Source organism: Streptococcus rubneri, from assembly GCF_004785935.1.
GTDB lineage: Bacteria > Bacillota > Bacilli > Lactobacillales > Streptococcaceae > Streptococcus > Streptococcus rubneri.
The window spans coordinates 1,365,831-1,387,340 of record NZ_SRRP01000001.1 but is presented as its reverse complement, the minus strand read 5'-3'; the positions used below and the strand labels follow the sequence as shown (position 1 = coordinate 1,387,340).

Below are 21,510 nucleotides of genomic sequence, written 5' to 3'. Positions count from 1 at the left end.
AAAAAATGGACCCTGTCCCCAGGCTCCACTTTTGATTGTTTAATCGTCTTCGTCCGGATTTTGACGGAGGTGGATGGAATAACGCTTAGGTGGGTAAATTCCGATTTGAGGTCCCCAGCGCGGGAAGAGCTGGTTTGGTTTCTTACCAGCAGCATATTTGGCTTCTGCAGCCATTTCCCAGAGTTCTTCGTAAAGGTCTCCTAGTAAAAAATCGAGCTCTTCAAAATAGACTTCTGGCTTTCCATAGTCACTGATACTCCGCTCCATCAAGCCATAGACTTGTAATTTGTGGTCCATGAGCCTGCGTCCGTCCACCTTGTTTGAATGGACAATAATGCGTCCATAGGGATCATTTCTCCGAATACGTTCGAGTTCTTTATAGGCATTAATTCCAGAGTCTCCATGACAGGAAAAGAAGTAAATGTTTTTTAAGTCATAATCGATATAGGCGATATTCCCATTATAGACGAGTTTCACTGGTAGATTGCGGACCCGCTTTTTTTCCAGATAGTTATTAATATGCTCGACTAACAGCTGGGAGGGATAATTGTATTCAATCACATAGATCATAGTGTGCTTCCTTTTCAGTTGTTTAAATTGACCAACCAGTCTTTCCAGAGTATTCTGACTTTTAGTCATGACTAGTATATAGGTTTCTGAAGTAAAAAAGGGGGAAAAATCTATTTGGTCGCTTTTAGCACCTATTTGGTTCATTTTTCATGGATAAATAAGAAGATGTTCCTGAACGGGTACGAAGAAAATTCCTAAATAGTTCATTCAACTTTATGCAAGAGCGAATTCAATAAGGTTATTTAAAGATACTGGGGAAGGCAGATAAAATTGTTCAACGGCCAGGTAAATAATCAAGATTCTACCTTTTTCGGAGAAGAAAAACATGCTATAATAGAAGAGAACTGTCCATCTTTTTACTAGAAAATGGGCAGAAGTGGGCAGTAACCATTAAACAAGAGGTCTAGCCCCTTGATACGAAAGGAATCTAGAAAATATTATGATGAATATGCAAGACTTAATTTAAGATTCTTAAAGTCTTGTTATTTATCAAAATACTGGTATTAAGGGATTTCGCATCCGTTTAAATCAATAAATTATAGATGTGTTACAGTATATTGGACAGTAAATGGACAGTGACAGAGTGTTTGAAGGAGAGTAAAAGAGGCCAAAGTGCCTCTTTTATTATAAGAAATTGATACTTTTATTGTATAACTTGTTATTTTTTAGTTTTATCATAAATTCATACTTTAATAACAGTCTCTATCCTTTAGGTGAAAATACCGATTTTATGGTATAATAAGGATAACTCTATATAAGGAGGTGTGCCATGACTCTTGATGTAAATAAAGAAGAATTAACAATTTTAGGGATTCCCTTTGATAACTTTTCGGATTTTGATACTGTCTGGTATGCTATTGGATCATCAATGATTGAAAATTATGAACCTACTGTTCAAGATGTGATTGATTTAAAAACTTATGTTGTCAATAGACGAAAGGAATTGAATATTGGTTAAAAATCAATACGAAGGCTATAAGTACATTGACCCTCATCACCAATATACCTATCCAAATTCCACAGTCTTAATCAACAAACAAAATGTTACAAATATTGAAGAAGCCTATCGAAATGAACACTTATTCGTTACTAAAAGACTTGCAGACTTGCGCTTGAAAGCCATTGAAGTCTATTCCATGAGTAATATTTTAGCCATTCATAACTATTTGTTTCAGGATGTTTATGCCTGGTCAGGACAATATCGCAAGGTGAATATCTCTAAAAGTGGTAATCCTTTTATGTCGATACAGTCGTTTAATGCTGCTGAAACTTATATAAATCATCTCATTCATTCCTATCATCAAACTGCCAACTCAAAAGATGAAATCATTAAACATTTAGCAAAAATTCTTGATAATCTTAATTATTTCCATCCCTTTCGAGAAGGAAATGGACGAACTCAACGAGAAGTTATTCGTTCCTTAGCACTATCAAAAGGATATTCTGCACAAATACGAGTGGAACAAGATGATGAAGTTTACAACCTTTATATGGACGGAACTGTATATGGAGACTTAGGGAAGCTAGAAGAATTATTTGGTAAAATATTAAAAGAAATATAGATTGTAATACTTGATAATTACAGAGGTGAAATAGGGATTCACTACACGTCAATAGATGTGAGAAACCTTGATTTTAAGCGATTCTTGAAATTCTAAATTTCACTACATTGCAATATAAATCAACCGAATCACTACCTTTTTCACTACCTTTTTTGAAATAAGAGTAATGATTCGGATATTTAAAAGAAGAGGAACTTTATTGTGAAGCTCCTCTTTTTGTTATGTGTTCTTTTTCTTACAAATCGTATGACCTGGTTTGAACAACTTTTGTTTAAATAAATCTCAAAAGCCTTTAATATCAAGTGCTTTTAGACTTTTCTGAAAGCGTTACTTCATTCAATTTCAACTAATTTCATCTGAATGGTGTGAATTTTAACCTTAAAATACACTAATTGAGCTAGAATTTTACCAAAAGTCCACACCATCTGGAGATATCATTCCCAAATTATCTTTAACTCTTTTACATCGGTTTCTGATAAGACATGAATTATTCTTTCAAAATTTAGAGGGGATTTTCTTGACTTTATTAAACCTTTAAATGGTTTACCAGGAGTTAAAATCCTATATAAAGTTCTTATAATCGCATTTATGTATTTACGCTCTCCATTAGAATAATTTTTGAATGCTTCTCCACTTCGAGTATATGTTATCGGTTCATCATATGGTATAACCTCAAAGTCATCAAAGGAGTTATTACATACAAAAGCAAAATCAACACTTTGTACACTAAACATTATTCCTTTTCAAGATCTTATTCCCAACTTAAGCCAAATCTACATAATTACTCACCATCTAAAATATTTTCTAACATTGGTTCGATAGAACTATGTTTCAAGTCCTCTATAAGCCTCTGGGCATAGAAACGATTTACTTCCCGAGCTACATAATATAACATCCTTGCAGCCATTTCTTTACTCAAGTAATCAAAATGTTCATCTTTTAATACATCAAATGCAAGAGATGCAAAAATATCATTTGAAGAAAAAGAGGTTGCAACTTCTTTTAATGATGGAAAAAGTTTTTGAATCAAGAATAGTGCATTTTCTGGGCTTATTTTCATAAATTTAATGCAAGCCAATTTGTAATTCTCTCCTATGTCAATAAGTTCCCGGCACAAATCCACATTCGAAATATTATTAAGATATATCGTTATTGTTTCATCATATTCTCTCTGTTGAATTTTTTTTAATATTTTCTGCTTTGAATCCTTTTGATGAAAAATTCGCAGGTGATAACTTAGTTGTTCAAGCATTTCCCCTGCATCTCTAAACCTTAATTCTGGTTGATAAGAGGTGGCTTTTTGAACAAAAGTTCGTAGAACATGTTTTTCGTTAGTTGGGTTTCCAGTTAAACAAAAATTAACCACCTTTCCTAATGAATAGACATCACTCATTTTAGTTGCATTTTTTAGACCAGTTATCTGTTCTGGCGCACAATAATAAAACTGCCCATAATTATTTGTGTTCATAGTCAAATGAGAATGATTGACAGTAGAATCTTTAGCCAATCCAAAATCAGATATCTTTATAAGCCCATCACATAGAAAAATATTGCTTGGACTCAAATCTCTATGATAGATACCTCGAGAATGAACATCAGCCATTATTGTCAATATTTGAAACAACAGATTAAATATTTGGTTTAATTTTAATTCATTATTTACAATATAATCATTTAAAGTAAAATCAGCTTTCTCCATCGTATAGCTAAACTCTGACTCATCGAATTCATAAACTTTAATAATCCCATTTACTTGCGATAGAGACTGCATAATTTCAAACTCTCTTTTAAAGCGACTTTTTAGAGCAGAGTTCTGTTTATATTCATTTTTCAACTTTTTCACAATCCGTTGAGAATGTTTTTGTAAATAAATTTCAGCAAAGCCACCTTTAGTGAGAAAGGACTCGTCAGTTTTTATTATTTCTTTCCCCATATGGGCATAGGAATTTAGCATTTCTTTTAACTTCTCTGCTTGTTTATTCTTAATATCAGTCTTTTCAGAACTACTATCTGGAAGGTCATCATAATAAGTTAGTAAATCCCTTACCAACTTAATAATATCGTTATCAAGAGCTTCATCTATATATGCTTCAAATGACTTTCCTTTTGACAAACCGTACTTTTCCTGAATTTTTACACCAATGGAGTGATAAGTAAATTTATCAAAAGTACGATTTGAAAAATCTAGAACATATCCACCCTCATTAAAAAATTTTTTTATCATGTTTTTATCATGAAATGTGATTTTCGACATTATGATCCCATTCTAACTTATAAAACAATTCTCAAGTTAAACAAAAATTACTGCACATCAATTTCAATTACTATTATACCAAATCGAATCTATGATATTTATCTTTTCAATTTTTTAACAACATGATACAACACTATCCTAATATAGAAATTCATCTAAAATTACAAGAAATACCCAAAATGTTCCTTTGGCATACATATATGTCACTTAGAGTTTATCTCAACCGTCAATAGATGGAATAAATTTACTACTATTTTCACAACCAAAACTAAGATTAAGAATAAAAAATACATAATGACTATATGATTGTAGCATAGCATTTGGATAAAGTTCACACCATTATTCTTGAAGAAAAGAACAATATATGCTATCATGGAGGTACAATGAAAAAGCCAAAATTTGAGTTTTATACTCGGTTAAATGGACACACCGAGTTCCTAGAATTTTTACAAACTATACCAATTAAAGACAAACAAAAATTACTGGCAACTATCGCCACTATACAAGAGCATGGTCTTTTAGTTGCTCAACGTATGGAATGGGTGAAAAAGCTAGATGACGACATCTTTGAAATCCGCTCAAAGGTTGCTTCTAACATTCAAAGGGCACTTTATTTTCATGTTATCAATGAACGCTATATCATCACCCATGGCTTTACCAAAAAAACACAAAAAACACCCCAGAGTGAGATAAAACACGCTAAGGATTTAAAGAAAGAATTTGAGGACAACAACCATGACCACAATTAAATTTGATGATTTTTTAGAAAACGAACTAGCAGACAATAAATTTAAAGAAGGGTTTTTAACTGAAAAAGCTATTTTGGAAAGTGCTATTGCAGTTTATGACGCACGACAAACAGCAGGTCTCACCCAAAGAGAGCTAGCTTCCCTATCTCATGTCCCACAGTCTACCATTGCTCGCATTGAACGTGGAAATAACACAAGCATTGAAACAATGAGCAAAATTGCACTTGCTCTGAATAAAAATCTAACTATCAACATAAGCTAATAGTCAAATTAAGCTCTCAAAAAAGCTGATGAATTTATATTTCATCAGCTTTTTTGAGAGCTTAATTTAGCTGAATAAAACAGATAAAACCTGCCCATTGGGTGGGGGGTGTGTGAGTAAAATGAATGAATCTACTTGACAATTAATAGTTAAGTAAGATAATATGAGCTTATAAAACAACTTTCCTCCTTATATGTATTTTCAGCGTAATTATAATTCATGAACAATTCTTATATTTTACTTAGACATGCTCATTCGAGATTTTCGAGTGATGATTTTAATAGAACTTTATCGGAAGAAGGATTTGTATCTCTAAAGCAATTGGAGTTTTTGAATTCTTTTAATATTGATTACTATTTTTCTAGTCCTTATAAGCGAGCTTTTGAGACAGTAAATAGTTCTCCTGTACAATTTGATAAGATAGTGCTTGATGATCGTTTGCGTGAAAGAAAATTATCTTCAAGATTTATTGAAGATTCTGAGTTTGAAGAAACGATTCAATATTTATGGCAAAATCCAGATAAATCACTTATTGGAGGTGAATCTAATCAAGAAGCATTAATGAGAATCTTAGATTTATTGCAGGATTTAGAAGAAAGGTATTCAGATAAAACCATTTTACTGAGTTCTCATGGAAATTTGCTAGGAATCTTAATCAATCATTTTGATCCAAATTTTGATTATAAAAAATGGAAGCAGATGACTTTTCCAGATTGCCTTCTAGTTGACAAAGATGATAGTGTGAAAAGAATTATGAAAGTTACTTCTGGGTAATCATTTAGTTCAATCTATCTGATTTTATTTGATACTGTCAATAATTTTGTGTAAACACCCTAGTAGAGTTATGGAGTTTTAATCAAATAAGCTTTCAAGTGTGTCAGAACATTGGCCAAACCCATTATGGATTCGTTGACTTTGCTTGAAATTATATTCTGAATAGTTATTTGAGGTTATAATAGACATTTCTTCATTTTTCCGTTATAACAGACACTGACATACTCTTGTAATATTATTTTGGTATAATTAAAATTATAGAAGGAGGCACAGATTATGAGAAAATTAATAGGTATATTACTACTTTCATTATCAATAATTACGTTAATTGCTTGCTCTAAAAACAACTACCAATCTTTAGATGGTGAGTATTATTGGATCTCAAGTGAAAGAAACGAGTTAGCGTTTACTATTAAAGGAAATAATGCTTCCATTGAGCATGGAGAAGCCGACGGCTTTACCATTAACAAAAAAAAGAATACGATCGAATTAACTGGACAAAATATTGCAAGTCGAACAGAAGAATATTCATTTAAAGATGGGGCCTTTTCTGTTGATATTAGTGGAGTTAAGCACGACTACTATCTTAAAAATAGCGAAGCATATAATAACGCACTAAAACAATATGGATATAAATAACATCATTCACACCTATTTTCCCGAATAGGTGTTTTTTTGTGCTAAATAGATTCCTCAAAAAACTTTTAAGCTTATTATTAACCGAATTGTGATGATTGCCGATAAACAAACACTTTGATTTTTCTTTTTATTTCTTTATTCTTCTTATCATGCAAGATTCAGAGAATAAAGCTAGTTACATCCACTGCTCCAACACTAATTAAGGCTTTAGTTTTGACTTTATTTAACATCTTAGACCTTCTTTCTATAAAAACTAAGTCAAGAATACCAGATAAAGCTTGAAAAAAGTATCACAGAAGTAAAAATGCCACCCGAAGGTGGCCAATATAACTTACAAAATTAGTAATCCGTCTGATAAATTTTTTTATACAAACCATTTTTCAGATACCATAGACATAATGATTTCCTCCTTAATTACTAATAGATTATCAAATTTACTGTTTATTAGAATGAGTAATATGTGCAATTTTTGTAAATAAATTAAAAAAGCTGCATCTTCTGCAACTTTTTAATCTGGTGGGAAATAGCCCAACTGCTCAGCGATGTGAATCGCCTCCTGCCTGTTAGTCACTCCCAATTTTGAAAAGATATTGGCCAAGTGATTGGAAACTGTACGTTTACTCACATAGACCTTGTCACAGACATCATCAATGGTCAAGCCATTTCTAACCAGTTCTAGTATCTTGATTTCTCTTGGTGTTAGCACCTCTACCATCACTTCATCAGAAAAGACCTTACCACCTAGATAAATCTTTTCCAGTTTTTTCACCAACTCATCTGGGTCCATACTTTTGTCTAGAAAGCCATAAGCCCCCATAACTTTAGCTCGGTGTTCATACATTTTTTTACTGTAACCTGTCAAAATCACAACCTTACTAGAACAACCATTATCGATAATCTCTTGTGCCAAGGTCAGCCCATCATCTTGATACAGACTCGTCAGGTTGATGTCAATCAAAATAATGTCGTAGTCATTAAAAGCAATCTCCGAAATAGTCGAAAAATTATCTACTAACTGGACCTTTTTAATGTTTTCCGATAACTCTAAAATCATCTTGATACTTTGGCTAAATAATTTATGATCATCAATTAACAAAATTTTCATAACACAACTCCTTATCAATCGGGAGAGTAATTTCTACACGAAATCTCTTATTATTTTCAAAAATCTGCATTTGACCACCTAAAACACTAATTTTATTAGACATATTTTTCAAGCCATAACCTAAGGATTTTTCTTTTTGAAGGCAGTCATTTTCAGAAATGATAAAAATAGCGTCATCATGCACATCAATCTTCAAAGAAATCCTTCCACCACTAGCGTACTTAACGGCATTGGTCGCCAACTCCTCAACCAGACGATAGGCAATTTTATCGTAAGGAGATAAAAGCCTAAAGTGGGCAGGAAACTGTGTGACGACTTCATTTTCTGCGTGATAGCGTTTGACAATCCGATTAATCAGCCCTTGATACTGGATGTCTAACTGCTCGTCTGTTTCTACCATTGGCTGATAATAATCCATCCGCTCACGAATCCGCTGAACCAACTCCTCTGTTACCAGATTGATCTGTTCACCAAAAGCTTGATTGCTACTATATTTATTGAAATTTTTTATTGCCATAACATTTTGCAGGATTTCATTGTGAAGAAATTCGGAGAACTGTTGTTCTGTATCTTCATTTGCCAGCAGATTTTTCACCATACGGTTACGCTTTAAAAAGAGAACTTTTACATAATCCCTAGAATCTAGCATTTCAGCAGAACGAAAGAGGCGAATCAATTCTTCCGAACAAATCCCGAACAATAGTAACATGATATTCAAGACCAAAAAGCTCGTGTTTAAATCTAGACGAAAGATGATGAAAATGCCTACTAACAAAAACATAACCAGTAAAAACAAGCGTGAAAAAGCTTTTATATAGGACAATTTTAACTCTGATACCTTTTTTTGAAGAGAGCTGATAATTGTTTTGAAGTGTAAAAAAGCTAAGATACTAAGAATTTCTAGATACCAGACTAGGTTCGTCACTCCTGAGCCCGTCGTATTGATATACAAAAAGAAATAAGAAAGAGGCAATATCAAAGCTAATATCCACAAATTTCGTCTCTGATACTTGAGTTTACTTTTCAACTCTTTATGATATAAAATCAGTAAAATCAAGGGAACAAGGTTTAAAAAGAAAGACGCAAACAAGGACAGAAATAGAAAAATTGAAGGACTTAACAGATATGAACTAATGGTGATTAGTGTCAACACAAAGGACACACTCAACAGTTCTTCTCCTATTTTCTCTCCCAGAAAGATAATAGACAGAGAACTATACACCAATATAAAAGAGTTGAGCGGATGAAGAATATCAAAAAAGTGCAACAGGGTGCTCGCAACTCCTTGATTAAATATGGATTGCCAGCTAATGAGAAACATCATCAGGAGCAACCAAAGTTTCAACTCACTATACCGAAAGGTCACAATATTACAAATATAGCTAAATACAATTAAAGCAATAATCAGCAATAAAACCATCTGCAAGGAAAAATCTGTCGAAAAGTCCAGAGGGATCCTATGATAAATATAAATCATTAAAGCTAGATGATTCAAAATCGTCAACCACCACAATAAAAGTGAGTTTTTCGAGAACAATTTGACAAACTGTTTCATATGTATCTACTTCCTGAACTACTTTAATATTATTATAACACAATACCAGAATTGCAGGATAGGCAACTCTGGTATTTGACTTAATTTTCAATAATTTGCCAACTTACTCTGTAAGTCACTAGCAAGTAAAGGACAAAGAGTAAAACCGCTACTCCCAGATAGGTGATATCAATAGAAATGCTGGTATTAGCGAAATTCTCAAAATAGCCCAAAAGAGCGGTACTCAAGGCAAATGCTAGCGGACCTGCGATGACCAGCGGAACCAAGAAATAACTTAGAATCTGTTGCAAAAGAATAGAGCGATTTTGCTTCCTCTTATTCCCAAGAAGATATAAGATTTGATAATCATTGACACTATCCAAAGCACTTGTAGAAGTTTGAAGGGACAAGATACTGAGGGAAATAATGATAAAAATAACACTGACAAAAATCATGACAAAGACAATGACGCCCATAAATCCAAGATAAATCTCAAAAATTCTTCCTTTGGTCTGATAGGTGAACGGATTCAACTCTGCTCCATCACGAGTGAAGTAGTATTTTTCTATCCACTGACTTAAGAATGTTTCTACTTTCCGTTTGTCGATATTTTCTTTGAAATTGGCAACATAGGTCGTGTGGTCTTCCGTCAATCCAACTACTACCTTATCTGGTACAATTAAGGTTCCTGTATCATTTGTACCCACTGACGATAAAAAGTAAACTGTTTCAAGTGGATTCGAAGAGGCAAGGTTGAGAGAATGACCGTTAATCATGAGGGTTTTGGTCGTTGATAGAAAGTCCTGGATCTGCTTGGCAGTTCCTTTATAGTTTGCATTGACCAGAAATTGGTTATCTGCCAAGTCAACCGCTTTTTCCCCTTGCAGTTTGCGGAGATGATTGTAGGCAGAAATTCCTAAAATCGGTACTTTTGATTCAGGAAGTTCCTTATCATGCGCCCAGAGATTGCTAGTATCAATCAAATCTTTATAGATTAAATCACTAGAATAGATAGGATAGCTGTACTCCTCTTTGATGAGGTTAAAGTCAAATCCATCTGCTTTTAATCTATCTTTGACAGATTCCTGAGAAAACTGGAACTCCTGACCACGATAGAGATTGACAGTTACATCATAAGGTGAGTATTTGTTCAGCTCTCGGTTCATAGTCGTATAGGCACTACCACTAAAAACTAGTAAGCTGAGAGCCAGTGTCAAGGTCAAGGATAAGACAGCCAACGTGACCGAATTACTATCAGCTTGTTTTGAAAATTGACGGATTTTAAAAGTGTTTAATTTGTTATAGTAGGTTTGAGGCAGTTTTCTAAGGGAAACCAAGATAAAATGGCTCAAGGTATTGTAAAATAAAATCACAAAAATCACGAAGACAGATACCAGCAAGATACCCCAGCTTTTCAAGAATGATAGATGGTGATAGTCTGAAAAATAGAGAGCACCAAAACCGATAACAGCTGTCGAAAGAATAAAGAGAAGTGCTTGAAGAACTGGCTTGCCTTTTGCCAAGACAGATTTCTTGACCCCATTTTCTTGAATGAGTGCAATGATATTTTGCTTTCTAAAGGTAAGAATGTCCATGACACCAACAATAAAACTGGTTACCAAATAGGAATAAACTAGTAAGATGACAGACTTGCTATCAAAAAAAAGCAGACTACCAAAGTAATTGGCCATAAAAAACTCAGATGCAACCTTAGATAGAATGACCAGTAAAATCAAGCCAAGCAAGAAACCTAGAATCAAGGAAAAGATATTGACCAGCATGGTTTCAAAGAACAAGGTACGGATAATCTGCTTCTTCTTCATTCCCAGCGTTGCATAAAGTCCCAGCTCTTTCTTACGACGTCCCAGGACAAAGTTTGTGGAATAAACGACGAGAAAGGCAATCGCCGATAGAATCAGATAGGAAAGCAAGCCCATGTACTGACTCATCACCGTCGTCAACATTTCCTTTGCCCCTGATAAACTTTGCATCACTGGATGGCTTGGTAAAGCATTAAAAGCATAGAGCAAGCTATAAATCAAGGTTAGACTGAAAAAGTATATGGTGTAAGTCTGTAAATTTCGAAATACATTTCGTAAAATTAATTTTGGATACATACTCTCTTCCTCCTATCTGGTACGGCTGTAAATCTCTTGCAAATACTGTTCATTAGATAAGCTGTTACGTTCCAAATCATCCATAATCTTTCCATCGCTAAGTAGCACCATCCGTGAGGAATACTTGGCTGCGGCAGGGTCATGCGTAACCAGTAAAATGGTAATACCAAAACTTTTATTGATTTCCTGCAAAAGTGCCATCAGTTTTTCAGAATTGGCAGAGTCCAAGGCTCCTGTCGGCTCATCTGCGATAATCAGTTTAGAATCATCAATCAAGGCTCTAGCAGTTGCCACACGTTGTCGCTGGCCACCTGATAACTGATTAGGAAACTTATCTTTTAAGTTTTGAATGGCCAACTTATCCAAAATTTCCTCAATCTTATCCTGATGTTTTTTGATATTTTTCCCCTGAATTTGAAGAGGTAGAATGATATTTTCATAGACCGTCAAGGTTTCCACCAAGTTGTAGGCTTGGAAAATATAGGAAATGTTTTTAGCACGATAGTCAGCTAATTCATTTTCCTTGGCATGGATGATATCAAAATCTTCAAATCGAATCTCACCTGATGTTGGTTTATCAATCGTTGAAATACAGTTGAGGAGTGTTGTTTTTCCACTACCACTGGCACCCATAATTGCCAGAAATTCACCTTTTTCAACGGACAAATTCACATCTAATAAAGCATGAACGATATTATCTCCTTGACCAAATGTTTTCGTTAATCCTGTCACAATAAGCTGTTTCATCATTTCATTCCTCCGTTTCTTTATTACTGTCTCATTATACGGTTTCTTTCAAGGTTTTCCATGAGTATTTTGTGCAATATATTCAAGTTATAAAAAACCGATGCCTTTTTCAGGTATCGGTCGATGTTGATTATTTGCGATCGTTTCTTTTTTTCATAAAGTAAACAATCCCTATGACAATAACTCCTAAGACCAGTACAGGTGCATAGAATTCTAGTGTTCCAATAATTCCTTCCATTTTATCCTCCTGTCAAAAAATAGAGAGTTTTATCCACAGCGCACGTTTGGCGAAGTAAATTCATAAGAATGTGTAAACCACTAACCATCTCCTGATTTCCCGGAAAGTTCATGGTTTTCAACCTCGAAACTTTGAGAATCAATCTCTAGACGACTTGTATTTTTAGCCATAGGGTTGCCTCCTTACTTCTTTTAGATGATTATCCTTACAGTAACTAGTATAAACTCTAATATTGGATAAGTAATGAGTAAATCGTGCAAGTCTCTTATTTTCGAGGAAAAATTTTATAGTGCCCAATTAAAAAGTAGCTGAACAATCTTGTACTGACCCCAAAAGTTAGATTTTTCTGTCTAACTTTTAGGGTGCAGTTCAAAATGATATTTGCTCTTTTTCATTTTCAAAACCATTTTTTTGATAGTTATTATAAATAATACTATCACTATCTTTTGTTTTAAAATATTCCTCTGGAAAAAGCTTATTATTTTTTACTTCTAAAAGATAATCTTCTACAGATAGTTTATTCCATTCTTTCTCTGATAAATCGTTCCAAATTTTAAATAATCTGTAATCATGGGATACTGGGGTATGGATGTGAAACAATGTTTTACTATATTTCCCACATTTATTTTTAGTTTTCAGTAATTCATCATATGCCTTTTTTATTTCATTATTTTCTTTTCCCATTTTCAATCTCCATAAACAAAAAAATAATACACTATTATTATTTTACATTAACAATATCACTGTTCAACAGGTAAGAAATTCCCTACAATAATCCCTACAATTCTAGGATCTTCATCATACGAAAGAAAAATATCTCGATATTTTGGATTGATAGAAACTAATCGCAAACCCTGTTCTTCCTGGTAAACTCTTTTAATGTATGTCTGATTATTACAGACTACTGCATATACTGCACCATCATAATCAAACCCTGTTTCACGAATGAGAGCCACAGAACCATTTTGATATTTGGGTTCCATTGAGTCACCAGAAATCCATGAGGCGAAATCGTGGGCTAGTTCTTCATCAAAATAGACAGTATCATAGTTTTGATCGTTATACACTGATGAACCGATACCAGCAGACATTTGTTCGTAAACATGGTATTCGTATAGTTTTTCTGACATTGAAACAATGTTCTTACATTTTTCTTTTTGAACTAGGCCTCTGACATAACTAAGTGCATTATTCTTACCTTCATCCGATAAAGTATTATATAGTCGGACGATTTCAAGCTCTGTAAAATAACCTTTTGGTACTTTTAGAATCTGCTCCAAAAGCTTTACTTTTTCTCTAGACGGTTGTTTTACTCCACGCTCCCATGCAGAATACGCTTGGTAGGTAATACCTAATTGATCTGCAATATCCTTTTGAGTCATTTTTAGCTCTTTTCTACGAGCCTTTAGTTTTTCTGGTTGATACATCGTTTTCCTCACATTAATAGTAGTTTCAATTCAGCTTTTTGTTTTGCCTCTTTGTCCGTTAGCTTATTTTTATCCCAAACATAAGCTATAGATTTTCCTCTATCATAAATGAGCCATACTTTTAAATTCTTTCGGCAAGTCTTTATTGTTTTCCAATTCTCTTGATCTAGAAGTTCTGGATACTCTTGACTAGTTACAAAACCTCTTTTGCTCACAGATAGCTCTATCTTATTGATGAGAGAAGTCTGGTAGTTGTTAAACTCCTTTATAATATGTTCTTTGATGCTGTGAAACAAAAGGAGTAGTGTGGCATTTTGTCCATCAATATAAGCATCGATAGCCTGCCTAATGGTATTTTCTTTTTCAGGATAATATTCTCTAAGAAGATCTAAAAGGCGAAAGAACAATGCCTGTTTTGAGACATCGAGGCTATTTTGAATGTGTTGAAAGGTGTCGCAACTATAATAAATCTTTGACAACAAAACAATGTCAGGCATTAATACTACAGCAGAGAAAATATTCGCTTCACGCTCTAGTAGGTTCTCCTGATTATCAATAGATTCTGCAAAATAATTACCTTCATGCTCTAGGATAAAATGTCCTAGCTCATGACACAGCGTAAAATTTTGCTTCACAATGGGATTATCCTTTTCATAAGAAAAACTAATACCTAATTCATCAATAACAGTTAATCCTTCAATCTTGTGATTTGAGAAGTGGTGACTAATTACTTGAATTTGATATTTTTGAATACAATATTGAAAGAAGTAGTTGAAATTATAATTTAGTAATGAAATATCATGATCCTTCATGTATTGGTATAACACATGTTTTGTAGACTTACTTATTCTTGTATACAATTCATCCAAAGAATGGTACCTCCTTTAAGTATAAATTACAAAACTAAACCAATTTAGTTGAGTTTAGTATATAAAAAAAGTGGACGAATGTCCACTTTAATCTTAATCTTTTAAAAGAAATAGAATAACTTAAATCGATTTATCTCTTTTTCTTCAAAATAATAGCTAATTACAATTTCTTTATACTTATCACGTAAATTTATTTTATTATTTTGGGTTAATTTCATTTGTTGTTCTTCAATCTTACTAATTTTTTTTTCATTTTCTTCAATATATTTTTTGTCAAAGTTACTCTCTTTCTCTACAGCAAGAGCATAAGTAGCCGATAGTCTTTCTATTTCCAATGAATGATATGTTGTTACGTTTTTTAAAATATCTTTAAGTTCTTTTGCATACTTATTATTGTTATTAATTGAATCTAAAATTACAGCATAATAAAACTCATCACTTATATTGATTTGAATCTCTTCCTGTTTTGTAGATACGCTCTTCTCATTTTTACTAACAAATAAAAGTTCTTTTTTTTCTAAATTGATTAAATAATCAATGGAATTCTGATATAAACTTTCTAGCTTAGAATTTGAGGAGTTTATTCTATTAAAATTTGCAGAAGCCGATAATGCAAGTAAAGAAATAATTAAAGCCACGTTTATTTTTGATGATATTTTTTTAAAAAATTCTTTAATCTTTTTCATTTATTTAAAAATCCTATACTTTCTATTTATTTCCCAAAAGCTTTTTTTCTCTCATCCATAAACTCAATCAATTCTTTTCTAAAGATTTCCTTTTCTTCATCGGTCAATCCCTTTGAGTTCATACGGAAAAGCAATTCAATATTGTCTAAGTCATTCGATTTTTCTTCAGAGTTTCCAACTAAATAATCGACCGATACATTTAAAACTTGTGCAATCTTCACTAGATTATCTTGGGTTGGTTTTTTTATTCCACGTTCCCATGATGCATATGCTGGTTGCGAAATTCCTAATTTATTTGCTACATCAACTTGAGTTAAACCTGCGTCTTTCCTAAGCTTTTTTAAGCGTTCCGAAAATTCCATTTTTGACCTCTAAAAATATTTTTAACTTTTCAAAATAATCCCTTGACAAATATAACTAACGGTTATATAATATAAATATAGCTGGTGGTTATATAGGATTTAAAAATAATAACACCTAACTATCGGCATTATGATCATTGACAATTAAATAAAAAGTGCGTCTGACAACCAGAGGATTGATCATCAGAACTACACATAAACTTCGTACCTTTATTGTAAATGTTTTGATACCAAAAGTCAAGTCCGTTTTATGGTTGAAGTGAAGATATAAAACAAGACTAATTTCTTGTGGGCTTCCACGCATTTCGGACTTTCGCACTTTTCCGAATAGTAAAGTGAACTGGCTTCGCCAAAGGGCGTAAGAGAATCCCTTGGGTATGATGAGGACTACCTGAAGAGATTGGCTGGGAAAGCGATGGTAATTGACGCAAAGCACCTTGCTAAACGTTGCCACCGTGAAGGACGGATCCTTCAACCAAATAACTTTTCTTTACTGCCGTCTATCTAATAAGATAGACCTACTCTCAAGCTACTAAGTTATTTCCTTTTTTCACTTAGTAGCTTTTTTACTATTACAATAAAGGAGAATGGTATGACAAACTTTTTTCGCACTACAATGTAAACGACTCTATGATAACTATGAATTTACCTATGGCATGTTTAGTGACTCTGATAAACTACAAGCTAAACTCTATGCTCAAGCGCAAGTAGATCTAGTTCATCTAGCTCAAAATGCTCGTAGAAATGGCTATGCTCATGGGGATATTCAATTCTATAGTCGCATGTTTAAACGAAAACTATTTACCCACTATTACTCAAGAGTAAAGCAACTAGCTTAACTCTTTTTATTTTACACTCAGAAAGGAAAATCTTATGATCTCAGAAACACTTAAAATGAAACCAGAATTTATTGGCCCTGCTTACTACGAACGTTTGGGAAATGCTCCTAAATTTATTTTTGGAAAAGAAGGTAAATATCAACGCCACATTCTAAACAGCGCAGAGCACGGAGCCTTTCATGTCATTACACCAGCCTCTACAACAGTCTTTCCAGAAGATGCTCTAGTAGAAGCAGTTAACCCAATCTTTTTCCCAGACACTGCTTTAAATGGCAATACTGTTGCACCTTACCTCAATGTCTTTGCGGAAAAATTAGTACTCAAAAAATAAGAAATAAAAGGAGAAAATCACATGGCTAAAATCGGATTAAACTACGGAGAAAAACTACAAATTGCTGACAAGACTTATCGTGTCATTACAGATGGACTAGATGTACCAGCAGTTCTTGGAAAACTGACTTTCCGAGGCATTGAGGGCCCTGATATCATCTTTGAAGTGGATCGCACACAACGTAATCCTGATGGATCATTTGTCCAAGTCAATACAGGTGAGATCCGTGGAATTGTTGTAGGAATTCATTCTTCTGTCCAGCATGAAACACTCTTTTTCACTATCGCAGATATGTCAGAGTCTGAAATTGAAGATTTGGGCATTAAATACCGAGAAGAGGTTGAACTAGAAGATATTGTTATCACTCATACCCATGTCAATCGTAATGATATCTATAAGCTCTTTGCTTCTAAAATCAAGAAAAAAGCTGGAGGCACACCAACTAAAGAAAACAAACCGGTAGAAAATAAGAAGGAAAACTAGGAGGTGATGCACCATGAAACTCTTTACCTATCGGGGAAAAAGAGTTCGAGTTTTTCATCGTAAACTAAAGGGAATCACATGGTTTATCTGGTGGTTTCCTTTTTTGTTGGCTATTAGTTACTACAGCTACTTACATCTAGAAGAATTAAAAGTCCATCCCTTACCACAAGCATATTTTCTAGGAGCTGGGCTACTTTTTTCATTGATTCTTTCTTGGTTTATCAATCGAGTTTGCTACAGAAAGATGCTATTTTTTCAAAAGCTCAACAGCCTTCGAATTCTTTCTCGTTTTTTGCTAGAGAATAACCTCTATCTAGTTAAAAAGGTTAGACGTGAAAACAAGATCATTGAAAAAATCGCTTTGCCTCAAGTGTATATCAAACAGTCTCGCTACAAGATTGAAGTAAGTTTCATTCTAGAAGGTAATAAATTTCAAGATCGCTTTCTAAACCTTGGGGCCACACTTGAAGTTATGTTTAACGGGGACTTTCGCAATAAAACCTTTGATAATCGCTTTATCAAGTATGAAATTGCTATTAACCGAATTGATAGCAGGATAACCATCGATGAAGTAAAAGTAAAAGGTTCAAAACTCCAGCTCATGAAAGATATATCCTGGGATTATATCGAAGAACCTCACCTTCTCATTGGTGGTGGAACTGGTGGAGGAAAAACCGTTGTCCTCATGACTATTATCTACGCCCTAGCTAAAATCGGCTTTGTTGATATCTGTGATCCAAAGAATTCAGACCTTGCTGGATTAAAGAAAATTCCAGTCTTTCATAGTCGAGTCTACACTAGTAAGGAAGATATCATTAACTGTTTTAAAGAGAATGTAGAGTTCATGGAAAAACGCTATGAACAGATGTCTTCTTCGTCAAAATTTCAAGCTGGAAAGAATTTTACTCACTATGATATGAAACCAAAATTCATTCTTGTAGACGAGTGGGCAGCCCTTATGGCAAAAATTGACCGTGACTATAGCCAACAGTCAGAACTCATGGAATACCTCTCCCAGTTAGTTCTAGAAGGTCGCCAAGCTGGAGTCTTTATCATCTTTGCTATGCAACGGCCCGATGGTGAATTTATCAAAACGGCTCTTCGGGATAACTTTATGAAGCGTCTCTCCGTCGGTCATTTAGAATCAACAGGATATGACATGATGTTTGGGGATGCCAATAAAACCAAAGAGTTTAAAAAGTTAGATGAAATTAATGGAGTAAAAGTAGTTGGTCGTGGCTATATTGCTTCAAGTGGGAATCTAGCTGGTGAATTTTATTCACCTTATATTCCACTTGACCAGGGCTTTTCCTTCTATGATGAATACGCTAAAATCCCGATCATGGAGTTTGAAGGTCAAGAGTTCTCAGTATTTGAAGAATACCTGGAGGAGAAGAAATCAAAAGAGAAAATTAAGGTAGATGAACAATTACAAGAACCAGAAATTATTCATCGTCCACTCAAGGAATTTGCGGAGGAGTACGATCTAAAGATGCAAACTCTTCGAAAAATCATCCCTTATATGGAAGAGCACGGGATCTCATTTAAACGTACTGATTCCGCTATTCTCATTGAACCTTTCCAAGAAAAGTTACTTCTTGAAACAATCACTCAATTTGAGGAAGATGGACGCAAGTCTTATCCAAAAGCTATTGAAGCGATTGTCAGTCATCATGGGCTAGGACAAGGGCAAGGGCAAGCCTGACCGCAGGTCAGGCGAAGACCGAAGCCCGCCGTTCCTGGCTCATGATGACAAGTAACCCCCGTTTTCTAATAGGGGGGTTACATTTGGCAAAAACGCCAAGTCCACCCCTCCTCATTCCTTATGGGAGTTGGGTTTTCGAATTTTATAAAGTGTGTCACTTTCGTAAAAAAAGTGTGTCACTTTGTTAGAAAGAGGTGTTGCGATGAATGGACAAAATTAGTCCTTTTCATATTAAGAATTTTAGAAAACAAACAGGACTTAGTCAAAAAGCATTTGCACAAGCTGTTAATCTTCCAACTAGAACCTACCGCTCTTATGAAACAGGCGAAAGAGGACTGACGATTGATAAGTTTAGGGAACTAAAAGAAAGGCTCGGTTACTATCAAGATTGCGATAAAAATTGTCTTCGGGCTCAAATCGACTATCTACGATTGACCTTTCCTAGATTAAAGGATTTAGATGCTTTCTGTGAAAATTTTCTTCATTGTCACCTAAGCGAATTTACAGACCAAGAAACCCGTCTTATGAACTATACCCACTTGTGGCAACGAGGAAACATCTGGATTTTTGATTTCTTTGATAAGTCAGTGACTAATGACTACCAAACTTGTCTTCAACTATCTGGTCAAGGATGTCGTGAATTGGAACTACTTCTAGAAGACAAGGGAATTACTTGGCAGATTTTTCTTCAAAATATTCTTTATTCCTATGAAGATGTTCGGGTGAAACGACTCGATATTGCTCTGGATGAACTCTATAAGGGTTATGGTCATGAGGACGAACAAATTCAAATTCCCAAATTGATTGATAAACTCTATTCCAAAGAGATTGTTCTAGATACGATCAAGAAATGGAATATCACGGGTGGTGGATCTTTCACAGATAATGAAAACATGGAAGCGAATCACGGCTTATCCATTTACTTTGGAAGTCGTCAAAGTCAACTCTACTTCAACTTTTATGAAAAGCGCTATGAAATAGCTCGTATGGAAAACATCTCCTTGGACGAATCCTTGGAGATTTTTGGTATCTGGAATCGCTATGAACTCCGCTTTTCAGATCAAAAAGCCCAAGGCATTGTAGAGGAATACATTAACGGTGTAGATCTCGGAGAAATCGCAAGAGGGATCATCAATAAAGAAATCCAAGTCTATGATGGACTCACTCGCTTTGGAGCCTACAAACCGGATGAAAAATGGCAACGGCTCTTTGGAGGTGTCGAACCCTTAAAACTCTCCACCAACCCACAACCATACAGTATTGAGCGAACCATTCGCTGGCTGACCTATCAAGTTGCTAACTCTCTTGCACTAGTCACTGAAGCAGACAAGATCCTCCAAACAGAATACATGAAAATGATTCAGAATAGCGGAGAGATTACTGATCGAGGAAAAGCCATGTTACGACTTCTCAAAGCCAATAAACACTATGAACACTAGAAAGGAAAAACTATATGGAATACAAAGTTCAAATCAATTCACTAGACAACTTTAAAGCCTGGTCAGGTGGATTGGAAACTCTAAACACTGTCCGTGAACGTGGTGGAGTGGATACCCTAACCGTCATTTGTGAGGATATCTTCTCTGGTGATACACCAACTGAAGGGCAAATCAATGACTGGCTCTGGTTTGATTCAGATTTTATCTACCAAGCTCTAGGCTACGATGATCTGCTTGAGGCTTCTTGAGATGCTGAAGAAGATTTATCAAGCAGACTTTCTGCTTCTTCCAGAACAAGAATTCTGGAATATGTATATCCTCTTACGAAAGGGCAAAGATTTTTACTACGAATGTGCAGGCAGATGTACAGAAGATCTTCCAGATAGTAGAGGGTTCTATAACTATGAACATGCCTGTTTCACGCTAGATGGTCAAGTGTTGAGTGTAAATAAAAAAATGCGCCCCTCACTGATTACTTATATCCAAAAGACCATCAAAGACAATCAAGAAAAATTTAGAAAGGAAATTGAAATGGCCACTAAAACTATTTTTGAAAAGAAAGTCTCTCAAGTCACGAATGAACTGGGAGAATTACTTAAAAAGAAAGATCACAGAGAGGCTTGGACCAAGGCTGGAGAATTAAATAGTCTCCTTAAAAAAGAAGAAGCCAAAGACCTAAAACCTGACCTGATCGAACAACTCCAAACTGAGCTACGAGGCTACTATTACATTAATGGCGAGATCGAAAAAGCCAATAAGCGCCTCTATGCAAAAGGCTCAAAGCTCATTGAACTTGCTAGTCTCTAAAAGGAGGATCT

At 34.5% G+C, this 21,510-nt stretch carries 25 protein-coding genes and 1 pseudogene; 13 read left to right on the top strand and 13 right to left on the bottom strand.

Going from position 1 to position 21,510, the window contains the following annotated elements:
- Window positions 1-39 precede the first annotated feature (39 nt).
- Window positions 40-570 carry a hypothetical protein gene (locus tag E5S68_RS06930; protein WP_135782889.1) on the bottom strand — a complete coding sequence of 177 codons (531 nt, stop codon included), beginning with the start codon at window positions 568-570 and terminating at the stop codon, window positions 40-42.
- Window positions 571-1,339: 769 nt separating this feature from the next.
- Between E5S68_RS06930 and E5S68_RS06925 the strand changes: the two genes are divergently transcribed.
- Window positions 1,340-1,528, top strand: a complete 189-nt coding sequence (locus E5S68_RS06925; protein WP_000171300.1) for a hypothetical protein — start codon at window positions 1,340-1,342, stop codon at window positions 1,526-1,528.
- A complete protein-coding gene (locus E5S68_RS06920) occupies window positions 1,521-2,132 on the top strand; it encodes a Fic/DOC family protein (RefSeq protein ID WP_135782888.1) in 612 nt (203 codons plus the stop codon). The genes E5S68_RS06925 and E5S68_RS06920 overlap by 8 nt, the downstream gene beginning before the upstream one ends.
- A 434-nt stretch (window positions 2,133-2,566) precedes the next feature.
- Here the strand turns inward: E5S68_RS06920 and E5S68_RS06915 are convergent, their stop codons facing one another.
- Window positions 2,567-2,866 (bottom strand): hypothetical protein, encoded by a 300-nt coding sequence (locus tag E5S68_RS06915; protein ID WP_135782887.1) that lies wholly within the window; start codon window positions 2,864-2,866, stop codon window positions 2,567-2,569.
- A gap of 47 nt (window positions 2,867-2,913) precedes the next feature.
- Window positions 2,914-4,386, bottom strand: coding sequence for a serine/threonine-protein kinase (locus tag E5S68_RS06910; protein ID WP_135782886.1), 1,473 nt, complete (start codon window positions 4,384-4,386; stop codon window positions 2,914-2,916).
- A gap of 383 nt (window positions 4,387-4,769) precedes the next feature.
- Between E5S68_RS06910 and E5S68_RS06905 the strand changes: the two genes are divergently transcribed.
- The 4 genes from E5S68_RS06905 to E5S68_RS06890 all read left to right on the top strand — a co-directional run bounded on the left by E5S68_RS06905 (window position 4,770) and on the right by E5S68_RS06890 (window position 6,810).
- Complete coding sequence (locus tag E5S68_RS06905) at window positions 4,770-5,135, top strand: type II toxin-antitoxin system RelE/ParE family toxin (protein ID WP_061597416.1); 366 nt, start codon at window positions 4,770-4,772, stop codon at window positions 5,133-5,135.
- A complete protein-coding gene (locus E5S68_RS06900; RefSeq protein WP_135782885.1) occupies window positions 5,122-5,397 on the top strand; it encodes a helix-turn-helix domain-containing protein in 276 nt (91 codons plus the stop codon). The genes E5S68_RS06905 and E5S68_RS06900 overlap by 14 nt, the downstream gene beginning before the upstream one ends.
- Before the next feature lie 219 nt (window positions 5,398-5,616).
- Window positions 5,617-6,171: a histidine phosphatase family protein gene (locus E5S68_RS06895; RefSeq protein ID WP_135782884.1), complete on the top strand. Its 555-nt coding sequence runs from the start codon at window positions 5,617-5,619 to the stop codon at window positions 6,169-6,171.
- 276 nt (window positions 6,172-6,447) lie between these two features.
- On the top strand, window positions 6,448-6,810 hold the full coding sequence (locus E5S68_RS06890; RefSeq protein ID WP_135782883.1) for a hypothetical protein: 363 nt from the start codon (window positions 6,448-6,450) through the stop codon (window positions 6,808-6,810).
- 161 nt (window positions 6,811-6,971) lie between these two features.
- Here the strand turns inward: E5S68_RS06890 and E5S68_RS06885 are convergent.
- The 10 genes and pseudogenes from E5S68_RS06885 to E5S68_RS06840 all read right to left on the bottom strand — a co-directional run.
- Window positions 6,972-7,040, bottom strand: a pseudogene (locus tag E5S68_RS06885) (peptidylprolyl isomerase); the annotation flags it as partial.
- A 278-nt stretch (window positions 7,041-7,318) separates the two neighbouring features.
- Window positions 7,319-7,915 carry a response regulator transcription factor gene (locus E5S68_RS06880; protein ID WP_135782882.1) on the bottom strand — a complete coding sequence of 199 codons (597 nt, stop codon included), beginning with the start codon at window positions 7,913-7,915 and terminating at the stop codon, window positions 7,319-7,321.
- Entirely contained in the window at window positions 7,896-9,470 is a 1,575-nt protein-coding gene (locus tag E5S68_RS06875) for a sensor histidine kinase (protein ID WP_135782881.1), read from the bottom strand. The genes E5S68_RS06880 and E5S68_RS06875 overlap by 20 nt, the downstream gene beginning before the upstream one ends.
- Window positions 9,471-9,550: 80 nt before the next feature.
- On the bottom strand, window positions 9,551-11,566 hold the full coding sequence (locus E5S68_RS06870) for an FtsX-like permease family protein (RefSeq protein ID WP_135782880.1): 2,016 nt from the start codon (window positions 11,564-11,566) through the stop codon (window positions 9,551-9,553).
- 12 nt (window positions 11,567-11,578) lie between these two features.
- Entirely contained in the window at window positions 11,579-12,313 is a 735-nt protein-coding gene (locus E5S68_RS06865) for an ABC transporter ATP-binding protein (protein ID WP_050543105.1), read from the bottom strand.
- Between the two features lie 607 nt (window positions 12,314-12,920).
- Complete coding sequence (locus E5S68_RS06860; RefSeq protein ID WP_135782879.1) at window positions 12,921-13,235, bottom strand: hypothetical protein; 315 nt, start codon at window positions 13,233-13,235, stop codon at window positions 12,921-12,923.
- Between the two features lie 56 nt (window positions 13,236-13,291).
- Window positions 13,292-13,978 carry a LexA family transcriptional regulator gene (locus tag E5S68_RS06855; protein WP_135782878.1) on the bottom strand — a complete coding sequence of 229 codons (687 nt, stop codon included), beginning with the start codon at window positions 13,976-13,978 and terminating at the stop codon, window positions 13,292-13,294.
- Window positions 13,979-13,986: 8 nt separating this feature from the next.
- Window positions 13,987-14,847 (bottom strand): ImmA/IrrE family metallo-endopeptidase, encoded by an 861-nt coding sequence (locus E5S68_RS06850; RefSeq protein ID WP_135782877.1) that lies wholly within the window; start codon window positions 14,845-14,847, stop codon window positions 13,987-13,989.
- A gap of 101 nt (window positions 14,848-14,948) precedes the next feature.
- On the bottom strand, window positions 14,949-15,533 hold the full coding sequence (locus E5S68_RS06845) for a hypothetical protein (RefSeq protein WP_135782876.1): 585 nt from the start codon (window positions 15,531-15,533) through the stop codon (window positions 14,949-14,951).
- A gap of 26 nt (window positions 15,534-15,559) precedes the next feature.
- Complete coding sequence (locus tag E5S68_RS06840; RefSeq protein WP_135782875.1) at window positions 15,560-15,895, bottom strand: helix-turn-helix domain-containing protein; 336 nt, start codon at window positions 15,893-15,895, stop codon at window positions 15,560-15,562.
- A gap of 656 nt (window positions 15,896-16,551) precedes the next feature.
- On the opposite strand from E5S68_RS06840, the gene E5S68_RS06835 reads away from it, so the two are divergent.
- From E5S68_RS06835 to E5S68_RS06805, 7 genes are all read left to right on the top strand, one after another.
- Window positions 16,552-16,734, top strand: a complete 183-nt coding sequence (locus E5S68_RS06835) for a hypothetical protein (protein WP_135782874.1) — start codon at window positions 16,552-16,554, stop codon at window positions 16,732-16,734.
- Window positions 16,735-16,768: 34 nt separating this feature from the next.
- Window positions 16,769-17,065: a hypothetical protein gene (locus tag E5S68_RS06830; protein ID WP_049526014.1), complete on the top strand. Its 297-nt coding sequence runs from the start codon at window positions 16,769-16,771 to the stop codon at window positions 17,063-17,065.
- 21 nt (window positions 17,066-17,086) lie between these two features.
- On the top strand, window positions 17,087-17,548 hold the full coding sequence (locus E5S68_RS06825) for a conjugal transfer protein (protein ID WP_135782873.1): 462 nt from the start codon (window positions 17,087-17,089) through the stop codon (window positions 17,546-17,548).
- A 13-nt stretch (window positions 17,549-17,561) separates the two neighbouring features.
- A complete protein-coding gene (locus E5S68_RS06820) occupies window positions 17,562-19,253 on the top strand; it encodes an FtsK/SpoIIIE domain-containing protein (protein ID WP_135782872.1) in 1,692 nt (563 codons plus the stop codon).
- Between the two features lie 206 nt (window positions 19,254-19,459).
- Complete coding sequence (locus tag E5S68_RS06815; RefSeq protein WP_135782871.1) at window positions 19,460-20,692, top strand: replication initiation factor domain-containing protein; 1,233 nt, start codon at window positions 19,460-19,462, stop codon at window positions 20,690-20,692.
- A 14-nt stretch (window positions 20,693-20,706) separates the two neighbouring features.
- The gene (locus tag E5S68_RS06810; RefSeq protein WP_135782870.1) at window positions 20,707-20,940 is read left to right on the top strand and encodes a hypothetical protein; all 234 of its coding nucleotides are present in this window, start codon (window positions 20,707-20,709) and stop codon (window positions 20,938-20,940) included.
- A 1-nt stretch (window position 20,941) separates the two neighbouring features.
- Entirely contained in the window at window positions 20,942-21,499 is a 558-nt protein-coding gene (locus E5S68_RS06805) for a conjugal transfer protein (RefSeq protein ID WP_135782869.1), read from the top strand.
- Window positions 21,500-21,510: the final 11 nt, after the last annotated feature.